At 60.8% G+C, this 14,449-nt stretch carries 12 protein-coding genes and 1 pseudogene; 12 read left to right on the top strand and 1 reads right to left on the bottom strand.

The window, feature by feature from the left end:
* Positions 1–4: 4 nt before the first annotated feature.
* The 12 genes from ACA063_RS11815 to ACA063_RS11870 all read left to right on the top strand — a co-directional run bounded on the left by ACA063_RS11815 (position 5) and on the right by ACA063_RS11870 (position 13,947).
* Complete coding sequence (locus ACA063_RS11815; protein ID WP_497666006.1) at positions 5–1,246, top strand: sterol desaturase family protein; 1,242 nt, start codon at positions 5–7, stop codon at positions 1,244–1,246.
* A gap of 2 nt (positions 1,247–1,248) precedes the next feature.
* Positions 1,249–1,806, top strand: coding sequence for a hypothetical protein (locus ACA063_RS11820; RefSeq protein WP_497666007.1), 558 nt, complete (start codon positions 1,249–1,251; stop codon positions 1,804–1,806).
* A 75-nt stretch (positions 1,807–1,881) separates the two neighbouring features.
* On the top strand, positions 1,882–3,846 hold the full coding sequence (locus ACA063_RS11825; RefSeq protein ID WP_497666008.1) for a DUF1302 domain-containing protein: 1,965 nt from the start codon (positions 1,882–1,884) through the stop codon (positions 3,844–3,846).
* Between the two features lie 50 nt (positions 3,847–3,896).
* Positions 3,897–5,264, top strand: a complete 1,368-nt coding sequence (locus tag ACA063_RS11830) for a DUF1329 domain-containing protein (RefSeq protein ID WP_497666009.1) — start codon at positions 3,897–3,899, stop codon at positions 5,262–5,264.
* A 287-nt stretch (positions 5,265–5,551) separates the two neighbouring features.
* Positions 5,552–6,052 (top strand): GNAT family N-acetyltransferase, encoded by a 501-nt coding sequence (locus ACA063_RS11835; RefSeq protein ID WP_497666010.1) that lies wholly within the window; start codon positions 5,552–5,554, stop codon positions 6,050–6,052.
* Between the two features lie 287 nt (positions 6,053–6,339).
* Positions 6,340–7,560 (top strand): helix-turn-helix domain-containing protein, encoded by a 1,221-nt coding sequence (locus ACA063_RS11840; RefSeq protein WP_497666011.1) that lies wholly within the window; start codon positions 6,340–6,342, stop codon positions 7,558–7,560.
* A gap of 35 nt (positions 7,561–7,595) precedes the next feature.
* Positions 7,596–8,228 carry a Vgb family protein gene (locus ACA063_RS11845; protein ID WP_497666012.1) on the top strand — a complete coding sequence of 211 codons (633 nt, stop codon included), beginning with the start codon at positions 7,596–7,598 and terminating at the stop codon, positions 8,226–8,228.
* 364 nt (positions 8,229–8,592) lie between these two features.
* The gene (locus ACA063_RS11850; protein WP_497666013.1) at positions 8,593–10,596 is read left to right on the top strand and encodes an aminotransferase class I/II-fold pyridoxal phosphate-dependent enzyme; all 2,004 of its coding nucleotides are present in this window, start codon (positions 8,593–8,595) and stop codon (positions 10,594–10,596) included.
* Positions 10,597–10,620: 24 nt separating this feature from the next.
* Positions 10,621–11,403, top strand: a complete 783-nt coding sequence (locus ACA063_RS11855; RefSeq protein WP_497666014.1) for a transporter substrate-binding domain-containing protein — start codon at positions 10,621–10,623, stop codon at positions 11,401–11,403.
* Between the two features lie 119 nt (positions 11,404–11,522).
* Complete coding sequence (locus tag ACA063_RS11860) at positions 11,523–12,236, top strand: ABC transporter permease (protein ID WP_162440711.1); 714 nt, start codon at positions 11,523–11,525, stop codon at positions 12,234–12,236.
* A 5-nt stretch (positions 12,237–12,241) separates the two neighbouring features.
* Complete coding sequence (locus ACA063_RS11865; RefSeq protein WP_162440710.1) at positions 12,242–12,940, top strand: ABC transporter permease; 699 nt, start codon at positions 12,242–12,244, stop codon at positions 12,938–12,940.
* Positions 12,940–13,947: a DMT family transporter gene (locus ACA063_RS11870; protein WP_497666015.1), complete on the top strand. Its 1,008-nt coding sequence runs from the start codon at positions 12,940–12,942 to the stop codon at positions 13,945–13,947. The genes ACA063_RS11865 and ACA063_RS11870 overlap by 1 nt, the downstream gene beginning before the upstream one ends.
* On the opposite strand, the pseudogene ACA063_RS11875 reads toward ACA063_RS11870, so the two are convergent.
* Positions 13,903–14,388 (bottom strand): annotated as a pseudogene (locus tag ACA063_RS11875) (TetR family transcriptional regulator C-terminal domain-containing protein); the annotation flags it as partial. The gene ACA063_RS11870 and the pseudogene ACA063_RS11875 sit on opposite strands and share 45 nt — an antisense overlap.
* Between the last annotated feature and the right edge of the window lie 61 nt (positions 14,389–14,449).

Here is a 14,449-nt window from a genome sequence, read left to right on the forward strand (position 1 = left end):
CTGCATGCCCAATCCCATCGTCTACGCCGTACCGTTCTTCCTCGTCCTGTTGTTGCTGGAACTTTTGTTTGGCTGGGTGCGACGCCAGCAAACCTTTTCCCTCAGCGATACCCTGAGCAGTCTGTCCCTGGGCTTGAGCGGCCAGGTGATGAACGTGTTCGTCAAAGCCATCAACATCGGCGTATACGTGCTGGCCTATCAGTACCTGTCGCTGTTCGAGCTGTCGGCCCAACACTGGTGGGTCTGGGTGATCGGGCTGGTGGGGTATGACTTCTGCTACTACTGGACCCACCGCATGGGCCATGAAACCAACCTGATGTGGGCCTCGCACGTGGTGCATCACTCCAGCGAGGAATACAACTACGCCACGGCCCTGCGCCAATCGAGCACGGGGTTTCTGACCACCTGGCTGTTCTTTTGGCCGCTAGCGGTTATCGGCGTCCCACCGACGGTGTTCGTGATCAGCGGCGCGGTGAGCCTGGCCTACCAATTCTGGATTCACACGCGGCACATCGGCAGCCTTGGCTGGTTTGATCGCTGGTTCGCGTCACCGTCCAATCATCGCGTGCACCACGGCCAGAACGCGTATTGCGTGGACCGTAACTACGGCGCGATCCTGATGCTTTGGGATCACCTGTTCAAGACCTTCGCCGCTGAGCGTCCGGGCAACCAGGAGCCGATCATTTACGGCATTCACGGGCAGCTCAACAGTTGTGATCCGCTCAAGGCGAACCTGCATAAATATGCCGACCTGCTCGCCGATTTTCGTCTGGCCACTACCTGGAAAGAGCGCCTGCAACTCTGGGTGTCACCGCCTGGCTGGCGTCCTGCCGCTGCCCACGCGCTCGACCCGAAGCCCGCGCATGACCTGAGCCGGTTCCGCCTTTACCGCCCAAACCTGAATCGCGCAACGGCCGTTTATTGCCTGGCGCAGGTGATGCTGCTGTTCGTACTCGGGTTGCTGTTTATCGGCTTCGCTTTTGAGTTGCCGCTGCTCTGGCGGGTGCTGGGTGCGGCGTGGCTATTGGTATCGCTGTGGGTATTGGGCCGAAGCCTGGAAAACCATCCGGGACAGAGCCGCGCGCAATGGGTCTGGCTGAGTTCGTTGCCGGTGCCGATGGCACTCGGGCACTTCGCGCTCGGGTTGCCACTGGATCAGTTGTTGATGATCACCGGCATCACTGCAGCACTCCTGGCATTGCTGTTGATGCGATCCGGCAGACCCACCGTCGCGCTGGAGGTGTGAGCATGATTTTGCATGTTCTGGGTGAGCTGATACTCGCCAGCGTCTGCCTGTGGGCAGCCTTGCGGGCAATGATGCAAAGCGAAGGATGGCGAGTGTGCGGTTTCGTGTTGATGGCCCTCGGTGCGTTGACCGGGGCGCTGGAATACGCCGGGGTCAGTCAGGCGCAGTCCTGGCATCAATGGGCGGTGCAATGTTCATCGCACTGGAGCCTGCTGTTGATCGCAGTCGGCGCGCTGTCCGGAAGGCGGGGGAACGCCATGGTGGTGGCGATTGCCGCATTGCTTTGGACAGTGCCCGACGCCCTGGTGTTGGCCGCCAATCTGCTGGCATTGCTGGTGATTGGCTGGCGTGGCCGATCGCAGCGCTGGCCACTGGCGCTGATCGGTTGTGCGTTGTTCGTGGTGAGCGGTTTGTGGGTGGCCGGGCCGGGGAGCTGGCTGGGTATTCCACGGGTCGACCTGTATCACCTGGGCCTTGCGATCGCGGTTTTTTGCTGGATCAGGGCAGGGCTCCACGGTCGCTGGCCGGCGCCTCGACGCACGTTATATCCGACTGTTTGATCCACCGATTCACCCCGACGGCGCGCTGCGCCCGACCACAACAACAATAAGATTCAGACCATGGAGTAAGTCCGTATGGAGATCCTTTCCTCCACGCCGCGTGTGCACCGTATGCCCGGTGACGCCGGGTTCGCCCTGGCCAGCCTGTTGCCTTTGTTTCTGGCCGCTCAAGCCCATGCAGTCGAATTCAATCTGGCGGACAGCCGGATTTCCGGTTCGCTCGATACCACGGTGTCCTATGGCACGTTGTGGCGGGTTCAAGGCCAGGACAAATCCAACAACGACGTCAACAGCAACGACGGCAATCGCAACTTCAATCCGGGCCTGGTTTCCGAGGTCTACAAAATTACCTCCGAACTGGGGGCGACCTATGAAAACTATGGTGTGTTCGCCCGTGGCACGGCGTTTTACGACACGCAGATCATGGACAAACGCAACGACTACTACGACAACAACACACCGCCGCAGCCGAGCCAGACCTATCCCTACAACAACCGCTTCACCGAGCAGACCCGGGACAGCGCGGGGCATCGGGCGGAAATTCTCGACGCCTATGTCTACGGTAACTGGGATGTGGGTGACACGCCGTTGTCAGCGCGACTGGGGCGCCAGGTCTTTAACTGGGGAGAGGGGCTGTTCTATCGCGGCGGCGTCAACACCACCAACCCGGTGGATGGGGCGAAGTTTCGTTTGCCGGGTTCGGAGCTCAAGGAGGTCCTGATGCCGGTGGAGGCGGCCAGTTTCAATATTGGCTTGAGTGACAACCTGTCGATGGACGCCTTTTACCAATGGAACTGGAAGGAAAGCCGGATCGATCCGGTGGGGACTTTTTTCTCGGAAACCGACCTGTTTGCCGACGGTGGCAACACCTCGTATACCCGCGTGGGCGCACTCGCCAGCCCGACGTTCCAGAGCCTGTATCCGCAGCTCAGCACGGCCCACGTCGGCGGCTTGCAGGGCACGCAATACCTGGACTCGAGCGGCATGTTCAAGGTCGCTAACGTCGGCAGTGACATCAACGCCAAAAACGATGGCCAGTTCGGCGCCGCGTTCCGCTACATGGCCGAGCAACTGAACTCCACCGAGTTCGCGTTCTACTTCGTCAACTATCACGCCAAAGAACCGGCGATCTATGCCGATGTCGATCAGGCCTATGCCGGGCTGAACATCGACCAGTTGGCCGGTCTTGGCGGCTTTGCAAGCTACGCCGACCTGCGCGCAGCAGCACCGAGCAGTGCTGCCGCGCAACAGTTGCTGGGGCTGGTCAATGGCGCGGCAGCGGTGGACCTGGCCAACCAGGTCACGACCCGACGCGAGTACGTTGAAGACATTCGCATGTACGGTTTGAGTTTCAACACCACCGTGGGCGATGCCTCGGTGTTCGGTGAGCTGGCATACCGTCCCAACCTGCCGATCGGCGTCGCGACCACCAACGACTTGCTCGGCGACATGCTGGCGCAGGCGGCCCCCATGACCGCTGGCGCGCAGGTAGACATCGGTGGCAAGCGCGTGGGGATCAGGGACCAGATCCACAATTGTGAGCGGGTCGAGGCGTTCAACACGTCCATCGGTTCGCTGTACAACTTCGGGCCAAAGCTGAGCTTCGACTCGCTGTTTGGCATCGTCGAACTGGCCAGCGAGCAGGTTCGCGGCAGCAGCCTGCAATACCGTGCCTATGACGGCAGCGTCCGTTACTACTCCGGCCGACCCAATGGCGCCTATGCCTCGGGCTACGACCGCGACGATCAGATCAACCGCAACGCCTATGGCTACACGCTGGTCCTCAGCGGTACGTGGAACGATGTGTTTGCCGGCATCAACCTGTCGCCCTATGCCGTCTACAAGGACGACTTCGAAGGCAACTCCAGTCAGACCGGTAACTTCATCGAAGGGCGCAAGGCCTACACCCTGGGGCTCAAGGCCAACTACCTGAACAGCCTGGAAGCCGAGGTGCAATACACCAACTTCTATGGCGCCGGTAAAAACAACGCCGGGCGCGATCGCGACAACGTCGGGTTGAACATCAAGTACTCCCTCTAACAGTAAAAAAGCCCTGCATGTTTGCAGGGCAGGGTTCAAGGAGATTCAGGATGATGAAGATGCATTCGTTGATCGCGCTGGCGATCACATTGTCAGTCACCAGCGCAGTGGCCATGGCCGGCGTTTCGGCGCCGGAAGCGGCCAAACTGCAATCGAGCCTGACACCCATGGGCGCGGAAAAGGCCGGCAACGCGGCGGGCACGATTCCGCCCTGGACGGGCGGTATCACCCAAGCGCCCGCCGGGTACACGCCGGGCCAGCACCACCTCGATCCGTACGCCGGCGACAAACCGCTGTTCACCATCACCAAAGCCAATGTCGAGCAGTACAAGGACAATTTGTCGCCGGGTGAACTGGCGCTGTTCAAGACCTATCCCGACACGTTCCAGATGCCGGTCTATCCGACCCGCCGGTCTGCCTCGGCACCGAAATGGCTGTATGACAACACTGCGAAAAACGCCCTGTCCGCGAAGTTGGTAGAGGGCGGTAACGGCTTTGTTGATGCCTATGGTGGTGTTCCGTTCCCGATCCCGCAGAACGGGGTCGAGGTGTTGTGGAACCACATCGCCCGGTATCGTGGCAACTACATCGTGCGCCGTGCCTCCGAGGTGGCGGTGCAACGCAATGGCGCTTATTCGCTGGTGACGTCGCAGCAGGAAGCCTTGTTCAAGTACTACCTGCCCAACGGCAATTTCGCGGACCTGAAGAACATCCTGTTTTACTTCATGAGCTTTACCACCAGTCCCGCACGGCTGGCCGGCGGGGCCGCGCTGGTTCATGAAACGCTCGATCAGGTCGCCTCCCCGCGTCAGGCCTGGGCTTACAACGCTGGCCAGCGGCGCGTGCGTCGCGCACCGAGCCTGGCGTATGACACGCCGATCGCCGCCGCCGATGGCCTGCGTACGGCGGATGATACGGACATGTTCAACGGAGCACCGGACCGTTACGACTGGAAGCTGGTCGGTAAAAAAGAGCTCTACATTCCTTACAACAATTACAAGATCACCAGCCCTGAGGTGAAGTACAAGGACTTGCTGGCGGTGGGTCATCTCAACCCGGCGTACACCCGCTATGAACTGCATCGGGTGTGGGTGGTGGAGGGGACGCTCAAGGCGGGCGCGCGACATATCTATGCCAAGCGGGTGCTGTTTTTGGACGAGGACAGCTGGGGCGCGGCGCTGGTCGATCAATACGATGGCCGAGGGGAATTGTGGCGGGTGTCGATGGCTTATCTGAAGAATTTCTATGATTTGCCGACGACCTGGTCGGCGCTGGATGTGTTCCATGATCTCCAGGCGCGGCGTTATCACGTGCAGAATCTGGATAACGAGGAGACCAGTACGGTGGCGTTTAATCAGCCGATTCCCAATGACGATGATTTTTCGCCGGATGCAATGCGTCGGCGGGGGACGCGGTAGTACTCCAATTCTGTGTGGGAGCTGGCTGGTCGGGGCGCCGAACTTAACTGTGGGAGCAAAGCTTGCTCGCGATGGCGGCCTGACAGCCGACCATTTTTTTGCAGGGGTACGGCCTCCCGACGGGGCGGGTGGATCAAAAGCCAGATCAAGATCAAAAGCTTGCAGGCGAGCTAACGCTCGGTCTGTTGAGTGTTCGCGGGCCTGCGGCGGGAGAAAGTCGGGCCGCACTTTTAACTATTACCCGCGAGCCCTAAGCTGTGGCACCTACATTTGGATGGAGCCAAATCATGCTGTTAACCCACCGCCCCGTCAGCACTGACGATGTCCTGACGATTTGCAGCTTTCCTCAAACGCCACAAGAGTTGTTCTTCATGTTCCCCAAGGCGCAGTACCCGCTGACGGAGGAACAGTTGCAGACGTCCATCGCTCAACGCAGCGATTCGACCGTGGTTGAGGCGGATGGCTGTGTCGTAGGCTTTGCGAATTTCTATACGTTTGAACAAGACGGTCGTTGTGCCATTGGCAACGTGATCGTGTCACCGAAGGCCCGGGGCAAGGGGGTTGCCAGGTATCTGGTGGAGACGATGATCGCGATTGCGTTCGAACGGCATCGGGCTCGTGACGTAGAGCTTTCGTGCTTTAACGAAAATACGGCCGGCCTGTTGCTTTACCCCAAGCTCGGGTTCGAACCGTTTGCGGTAGAGGAGCGTTTGTCGCCGGACGGGCGAAGGGTGGCGTTGATCAATCTGCGGTTGGTCACTAAAGGCCAAGCACAGATCGCCGAGTGAAGGGATAAACCTTAAGACAAGCAAGTCCCGTGGCGAGCGAGTTTACTCGCGCTGGGCTGTGTAGCAGCCCCAAAAATCTGATGAACAATTAAATGATTTTTGGTGAGTGCTGCGCACTCAAGCGCGAGCAAGCTCGCTCGCCACAGGGTTCTCACTCACTCATCCACTCATCCACTCATTCACACAAGAACTCACTCAAGAACCCAGTCTTGACTGGAAGCTCTCGGTCCTGACTAGACTCACCATCAGGAACGAACCGAAGAGGTGACAAGCATGGCGCGATACAGATGGATTCGTTGATCAGGGCGGCGGCACGTGCGCTGGCCGCGGGCGATCCGCTCGGTGCGCTGGACCGGATTGCCCTGCGTGAGGATGCTCCGGCGCTCGCGCTGCGGGGCATCGCGATGGCGCAGCTGGGTGATCTGGTTCGGGCCAGGGAGTTAGTGCGCCGTGCCGCGCGGGCGTTCGGGCCGAAGGAAGCGTTGGCCCGTGCGCGCTGTCTGGTTGCCGAGGCCGAAATCGCCCTGGCCTCCCGGGACCTGGGGTGGCCGACCAAGGCACTGGAAGCGGCGCGGGTCGTGCTGGAGGCTCAGGGTGACCGGATCAACGCAGCCCATGCTCGGTATCTGCAGATTCGGCGTTTGTTGCTGGTCGGACGGCTCGATGACGCCCAGGGATTACTCGCAGACCTCGACCCGGCGCCATTGCCTCCCGCCTTGAGGACTGCCCATGAACTGGTCGTTGCAGGCATTGCGATCCGGCGACTGCAAACCGACAAGGCGCGTGCGGCGCTCGCACGGGCCGCCAATGCGGCGCAGGAGGCGGGCATTACGGCACTGACAGCCGAAGTGGAAAACGCCGCGCTCGTGCTCGACACCCCTGTTGCGCTGCTGATCGTCCGGGGAGCGGAACGGCCGATCCTGCTGGATGAAGTGGAGGCCTTGCTCGGTTCGACCGTGCTGGTCGTGGATGCCTGTCGATCGATTGTGCGCGGTGTCGGCATGTCAGTGTCCCTGGCCACGCGCGCGGTGTTGTTTTCCCTGGTTCGGGTACTGGCCGAAGCCTGGCCTGGCGATGTGTCCAGAGAAGTGCTGATTGCCCGGGCCTTCCGATTGAAGCTTGCCGATGAATCCCACCGCGCACGATTGCGCGTTGAAATCGGACGCCTGCGTGTTGCACTCAAGCCCCTGGCCGGGGTGAGCGCGACTAAACGCGGATTTGTGCTGGTGCCGCTGGTTTCATCTGAGGCAGTCCTGCTCGCGCCGCCCGTTGAAGAGAAGTACGCGTCAGTGTTCGCCTGCCTCGCGGACGGTGAGTCCTGGTCCAGTTCAGCCCTGGCACTGGCGCTTGGCGCCAGTCAGCGCACGGTGCAGCGCACGCTCGACAAGCTGTCGGCGGCAGGCAAGGTGCAGTCGTTCGGTCATGGTCGCGCCCGTCGCTGGATGACGCCGCCGGTGCCGGGTTTCGCGACGACCTTGTTACTCCCGGCACCACTTCCCGGTGATTAGGATGAACGTCACCAACCCGTGAAGAGGATCCGAAAATGAAACATTCAACCGCTGAAATTCTTCGTGAATATGGACCGTTTCCAGGCGTCGACAAGGTGCACGGCGTGACCTGGGACGGTCAGCATGTCTGGTTTGCCGTCGGTGAAAAACTCACCGCGCTCGACCCTGCGAACGGCCAGACCGTGCGCTCGATTGACGTCGCCGCGCACGCCGGTACGGCCTTCGACGGTGAGCACCTGTATCAGCTCGCCGAAGATCGCATCCAGAAGATTGACCCGCACACCGGTCGGGTGCTCAACACCATCCCGGCGCCGGGCGGTGGCAACGACTCTGGGCTGACCTGGGCTGAAGGTTCGCTGTGGGTCGGTGAATACCGTGAGCGCAAGATTCACCGGATTGATCCGGAGAGCGGGGCCATCTTGCGAACGCTGGAATCGAACCGTTTCGTCACCGGCGTGACCTGGGTCGAAGGGCAGCTTTGGCATGGGACGTGGGAGGGCGATGAAAGCGAGTTACGCCATATTGACGCCACGACGGGTGAGGTCCTGGAGAGCGCCAGGCTGCCGGATGGCGTCGGCGTGTCGGGGCTTGAGTCGGATGGAGGCGAGCGATTTTTCTGTGGCGGCGGAGGCAGTGCGAAGGTGAGGGTGGTTCGTCGGCCACGATAAATGTGCCTTGGATTCGAGGGCCTCATCGCGAGCAGGCTCGCTCCCACAGTGATCCTCGGTGAATACACATTTTGTGTACAACAGGGTCCCCTGTAGGAGTGAGCCTGCTCGCGATGGGGCCTTCACAAACACAGCAAAAATCAGCCCATGCCAACTGCCACAACAGCACTAACCGCACCCTCTCAATCAAAAATCCCACCTGACCGATAAACGGCATGACTGTCGTAAAAACGACCTGTTTGCGCTGAACGCGAACCACTGTGACTTTTCTGTTGAACGACTGTTCAGCTTCGACTATGTTGGTTCCCACTTCCCCGGCTGGTAGCGCGGGCTTGCGTTTCTTCATTTTGAACGAGGCACTTGCATGCGGTTTTCACCCTTTGTTGAACGGATTACAGGCGACGGCGTTGCCGCTTGGGATATCCACTACGCGGCGTACGAAGCCCAGCGCCGTGGCGAGGATGTGATCATCCTCAGCGTCGGCGACCCGGATTTCCCCACCCCTGATTTCATCACCGACGCCGCCATTCACGCCCTGCGCGAGGGCGACACCCACTACACCGAAATCGCAGGCCGCCTGGCCTTGCGCGAAGCCATCGCCGCCCGCTACACCACTTTGCTCCACCGCGAAGTACAAGCGCCTGACGTCATCCTGACGGCGGGGGCGCAGAACGCACTGTTCGCCGCCTCGCTGTGCTTGCTGACGAGTGGCGATGAAGTGATCGCCCTCGACCCGATGTACGTCACCTACGAGGCCACGCTCAAAGCTTCCGGCGCGACACTGGTGCGCGTCCCGTGTACGGCGGATTCCGGTTTCCGGCTCGACGCCGCGGTGCTGGCCAAGGCCATCACCCCGCGCACCAAGGCGATCTTCCTCTCCAACCCCAATAACCCCACCGGCGTTGTGCTCAACCGCGAAGAGCTGCAAGCCATTGCCGAACTGGCCATTGTCCATGACCTCTGGGTGGTGGTGGATGAGGTCTATGAAAGCCTGGCGTTCGAGCGCGAGCACTTGAGCCTGGCGGCGTTGCCAGGCATGGCCGAGCGTTGCGTGGTGATCGGCAGCCTGTCGAAATCCCACGCCATGACCGGCTGGCGCATCGGCTGGATCGTCGCCAATGAAACCCTGGTGGCCCATGTCGAAAACCTGGTGCTGAGCATGCTTTATGGCCTGCCGGGGTTTGTCATGGAGGCGGCACTCAAGGCGGTGCAGGCCCATGCCGACGTCACCCACGGCATGCGTGACATCTATCGCCGTCGTCGCGATCTGGTGGTGAACAGCCTGGCGGACTGTCCGGGTATTTCGGTGCTCAAACCCGACGCTGGCATGTTCGTGCTGATAGACGTGCGCAACACCGGCCTGACGTCGCTTGAATTCGCCTGGCGCCTGCTGCGCGAAGCGCATGTTTCGGTGCTGGATGCGGCGGCGTTCGGTGAACCGGCTCAAGGCTTCGTGCGGCTCTCGTTTACCCTCGGTGAAGAGCGACTGGCCCAGGCCTGTCAGCGGATTCGCAAGTTTGTCCTGGTGCTGAACGGCGAAGCGCCTCGGCCCGTGATCTCCCGCGTGACTTGTGAAGCGACTATCGAACCGGCCTCGTGCAAAACCATGATCGAAGTCGATCGCCTGCACAAACGCTTCGGCAATATCGAGGTGCTCAAAGGTGTCTCGTTGACGGCGCGCGAGGGTGAGGTGATCTCCCTGATTGGTGCCAGCGGCTCGGGCAAAAGTACCTTGCTGCGTTGCATCAACATGCTCGAAATACCGGACCAGGGACGCATTCTGGTGGACGGTGAAAGCATTCACCTGAACCAGAATCGGCCTGGCGCGCCCTTGGTTTCCGACGCCAAGCAGCTGGTGCGGATTCGCTCGAGCCTGGGCATGGTGTTCCAGAACTTCAACCTCTGGCCCCATCGCACGGTGCTGGAAAACCTCATCGAAGCGCCGACCCAGGTCTTGCGTGAAAGCCGGGCGGAGGCGACCGAGCGCGCCGAAGCCTTGCTCGAACGCGTAGGGCTTGCGGCCAAACGCAACGAGTACCCGGCGTTTCTCTCCGGGGGGCAGCAACAACGCGTCGCCATTGCCCGGGCCCTGGCCATGCGCCCCAAAGTCATGCTGTTCGATGAACCCACCTCGGCACTCGACCCGGAACTGGTCGGCGAAGTGCTACGGGTGATTCGCTCCCTCGCCGAAGAAGGCCGGACCATGATCCTGGTCACTCATGAGATGGCCTTCGCACGTGATGTCTCCTCCAAAGTCGCCTTTTTGCATCAAGGGTTGATCGAGGAAACCGGTTCGCCGGACGAAGTGTTCGTACACCCACGCAGCGAGCGCTGCCGACAATTCGTCAACGCTCATCAAACTCGCTAATACATAAAAAGACGGGAAAAAATCATGGGAAATCGACGTTTGGCAAACTGGATGACGGGCGTGGCATGCGTGCTGCTAGCCGGCATCAGCAGCGCTCAAGCTGCGCCGATCAGGTTCGCGGTGGCGGCTGAACCCTATCCGCCGTACACCGAGAAGCAGGCCAACGGTGAATGGAAAGGCTTTGAAGTCGACCTGATCCACAAGCTCTGCACCGAAATGAAAGCCGAATGCGAGATCAAGGAAGTAGCATGGGACGGGATCATTCCGTCGTTGCTGGCGAAGAAAATCGACGTGATTTTCTCCTCGATGTCCGTGACTGCAGAGCGCGAAAAACAGATCGCCTTCAGCAAGGCTTACTACGATTCGCTCATCGCGATTGTGGGGCCCAAGGGCGCCAAGGTGAGCAAGTACCCGGATGATTTGAAGGGCAAGATCATCGGCGTGCAGAACTCCACGGTCAGCGCCAGCTACCTGAAGGCCTACTACGAAAAAATCGCCGACGTGAAGTACTACGACACCCAGGATTCGGCCAACGCGGACCTGATCGCCGGTCGCATCGACCTGATGATGGCGGACGGCACGGCCATGACCGAGTTCGTCAAGACCCCGGACGCCAACAACCTCGAGTTCCTCGGCACAGTGCCCTATGACCCGATCTTCGGCAAAGGTGTCGGTGCCGGTCTGCGCAAGGACGACACCGATCTCAAGGCCCGACTGGACAAGGCGATCACCGCCCTGTTGGCGAGCAAGGACTACGACGACCTCTCCCAGAGCTACTTCGGCACCAGCGTGAAACCTGCTTTCTAGATGATCACAGTTCCAGGTGGGAGCGTGCCTGTGTGGTGAGGGGATAAATCCCCTCGCCACACAGGCTCTCACACACTGGGATTCAGGCAGGTTGTTGATTGCGAAACTGGGAGACCGAAATGCCGGAAATGTTCGCTTTGATCAATTTCACCGAACAAGGATGGGGTGGTGCGCTACTGAAGGGACTGTTGATGACCCTGCAGATCTCCGCAGGGGCATTTGTCGTCGGGCTGTTCATCGGCCTGGTAGTGGCCTGCCTCAAATTGGGCGCACCCAAACCGATCGCGGCGCTGATGCGCGGCTACACCACATTGTTCCGTGCGATTCCCGAGTTGCTGCTGATTCTGTTGCTGTACTACGTCGGCTCCATGCTCCTCAATTCACTGATGGCCAAGATGGGTTACGACGCGGTCAACGTCAGTGGTCCACTGGCCGCGATCCTGGTGCTGGGGCTGGTTCAGGGGGCTTACGCTTCGGAGATTTTCCGGGCGGCCATCCAGGCCATTCCCTATGGCCAGATCGAAGCGGCGAGGGCGTTTGGCCTCAGCGGTTTCGGGCTGTTCCGCCGCGTCACGTTGCCGATCATGGCGCCCTACGCAATGGCCGGGATGGCGAACCTGTGGATCAACCTGATCAAGGACAGTGCCCTGATCAGCGTGGTCGGCACCAACGAACTGCTGTACACCGCCAAGCAAGGCGCGGGTTCGACCCGTCACTACCTGTTGTTCTACCTCACGGCTGCGGCGATGTATTACGTGGTGACGCTGGCGTCCAATTACCTGTCCGGACGACTTGAACGACGCATCCGTCGCTGGATGCCTTTGGCTGAGTGAATGAAATGATTCCAGCGTGGATAGTTGAATACGCGGCCCTGTTGGGTCGGGGTCTGCAAACGACCATCACCATTTTGCTGATCTCCATGGTGTTCGGTTTCGTGTTGGCGGTGCTGGTGGCGCTGGCACGGATCTCGAAGAACAAAGTGATCGCCAGGGCCAGCCTGTTCTATACCAGCGTGTTGCGTGGCACGCCGCTGCTGATCCAGATCTACATTTTCTACTACGGACTCGGCAGCCTGTTTGCCCAGTTTCCGCTGATCCGTGGCAGCTTCTTCTGGCCGTACCTGCGTGACGGCTACTGGTACATCGTTTTCGCGCTGGTGCTGTCGGTGGGCGCGTATGTCGGAGAGGTGATCCGCGGTGGGTTGCTGGCAGTGCCCAAGGGTGAAATGGAAGCCGCGTCGGCCTTCGGCATGACCCAGCGCCAGGCTTTGTTGCGGGTACGCTTGCCTCGGGCGATGCGGTTGCTGTTGCCGACCCTCGCCGGGGAGACCGTGATGCTGCTCAAATCCACGGCACTGGCGTCGACCATTGCGATCATCGACCTGCTGGGCGCGGCCAACGTGGTGCGTGCGCAAACCCTGCAGGTCTACGAGCCGCTGCTGCTGGTGGCCGGTGTGTATGTCTGCCTGACGTTCCTGATCGAGGCGCTGTTCGCCTTCTTCGAGCGTCGCGGAACGCCAGTGCGCAGGTCCGTGTGATGAGCACGCCAGGGACGGTCGACCGGTCGTTGCAAGGTATTGGTCTGTGCACCTTGGGCTATGCGTTTCTGGCGTTGCAGGACGCGGTGATCAAGTGGCTGGTGGCCGATTATTCGGTGGTCACCATCCTGTTCTGGCGCAGCTTGTTCGTGGTGTTTGTGTGCCTGGTGGCGGGGCGCTTGCGGCTGGTGCAAAAAGCCTGGCGCTCGCCGAGCCGACGCCTGCTGGTGCAGCGTGGTTTGCTGTCGATTATCGCCTGGGTGCTGTATTACACGGCGGCCCGGGACCTGTCGCTGGCGGAGATGACCACGCTGTATTTCTCGGCGCCGATCATGGTCACGGTGTTGGCGGCGGTGTTCCTCAAGGAGCGCGCGAACGGCTGGCAGTGGTTCACCCTGATCGTCGGATTTGTCGGGGTGATCATCGCCTGCCGCCCCAGCAACATCGCCGAGCCATTGCCGGTGGTGCTGACGCTGCTGGCAGCCATGTGCTGGGCCTTCACTTACATCCAGTTGCGGCAGGTGGATGACCAGACGTCGGTGCTGGAGCAAATGCTCATCACCAACGTGGTGTTTGTGATCTGCATGACCGTGGCGCTGCCCTGGACCCACACGCCGTCGCCGACCCCGGCGTGGCTGGGGATGCTCGCGGCGGGCCTGGTGGGCGGTATCGGTCAGTACCTGTTGTTTGCGAGTTTCCGGCGGGCCACGGCGACGTTGCTGGCGCCGTTCGAGTACACAGGGCTGATCTGGGCGTTCCTGTTGTCGAGCCTGATCTGGGGCACGGTGATGGATGTGTCACTGATGATCGGCGCCGGGCTGATCGCGGTCAGCGGCACCCTGGCGATGATCTTTGGGCGTCACGCCTCACAGGACGTCGTCGGTGCTGAATGCTCCGTGACGCAACCCCTTTATCCAGCAGCGACAGATGTGGAGCCCGTTGGCGGGACTGAAGGTTTCGGGGTTGAGGCACCACTCGATCCAGAGTCCGTCGAGCATCGCCGATAGGCCGATGGCGGCCAGGTGCGTGTCGTGAATCACAAAGCCTTCGCTGGCGGCCAGGTCATCCAGGAGCTGGCGGAGCAAGTCGAGGTAGGCGCGGTAGCTTTTTTCGTGAGACTGGCTGACGTGTTCGGAATGGCGAATCAGGCTCCAGAACACCACCCAGGCGCCGAGCAAGTCGGGGTCCATGACCCGTGGCGCGAATGAACCGGTCAGGAACGCGTCCATCCTCGCGGCCGGCGTGTCGGCCTGCTCGATTTCCTGAAGCAGGGCCGTGGTCAGTTCGCTCGCGAGCTTCTGATAGGTGTCGGCGATCAACGCATCGATGCTGCCGAAATGATGGTTGAGCAAGCCAACGGACACGCCGGCCTCGGTGGCGATGCGGCGCACGGAGATACCGGCATGCCCGTCACGGACCAGGCAACGCAGCGTGGCAGCCACCAGCATTTCGCGGCGCTCGTCTGGTTCGGCGCGACGGTTTTTCGGAGCGGTAGTGGTCACAGGGACG

The organism is Pseudomonas sp. LBUM1643 (assembly GCF_059716215.1).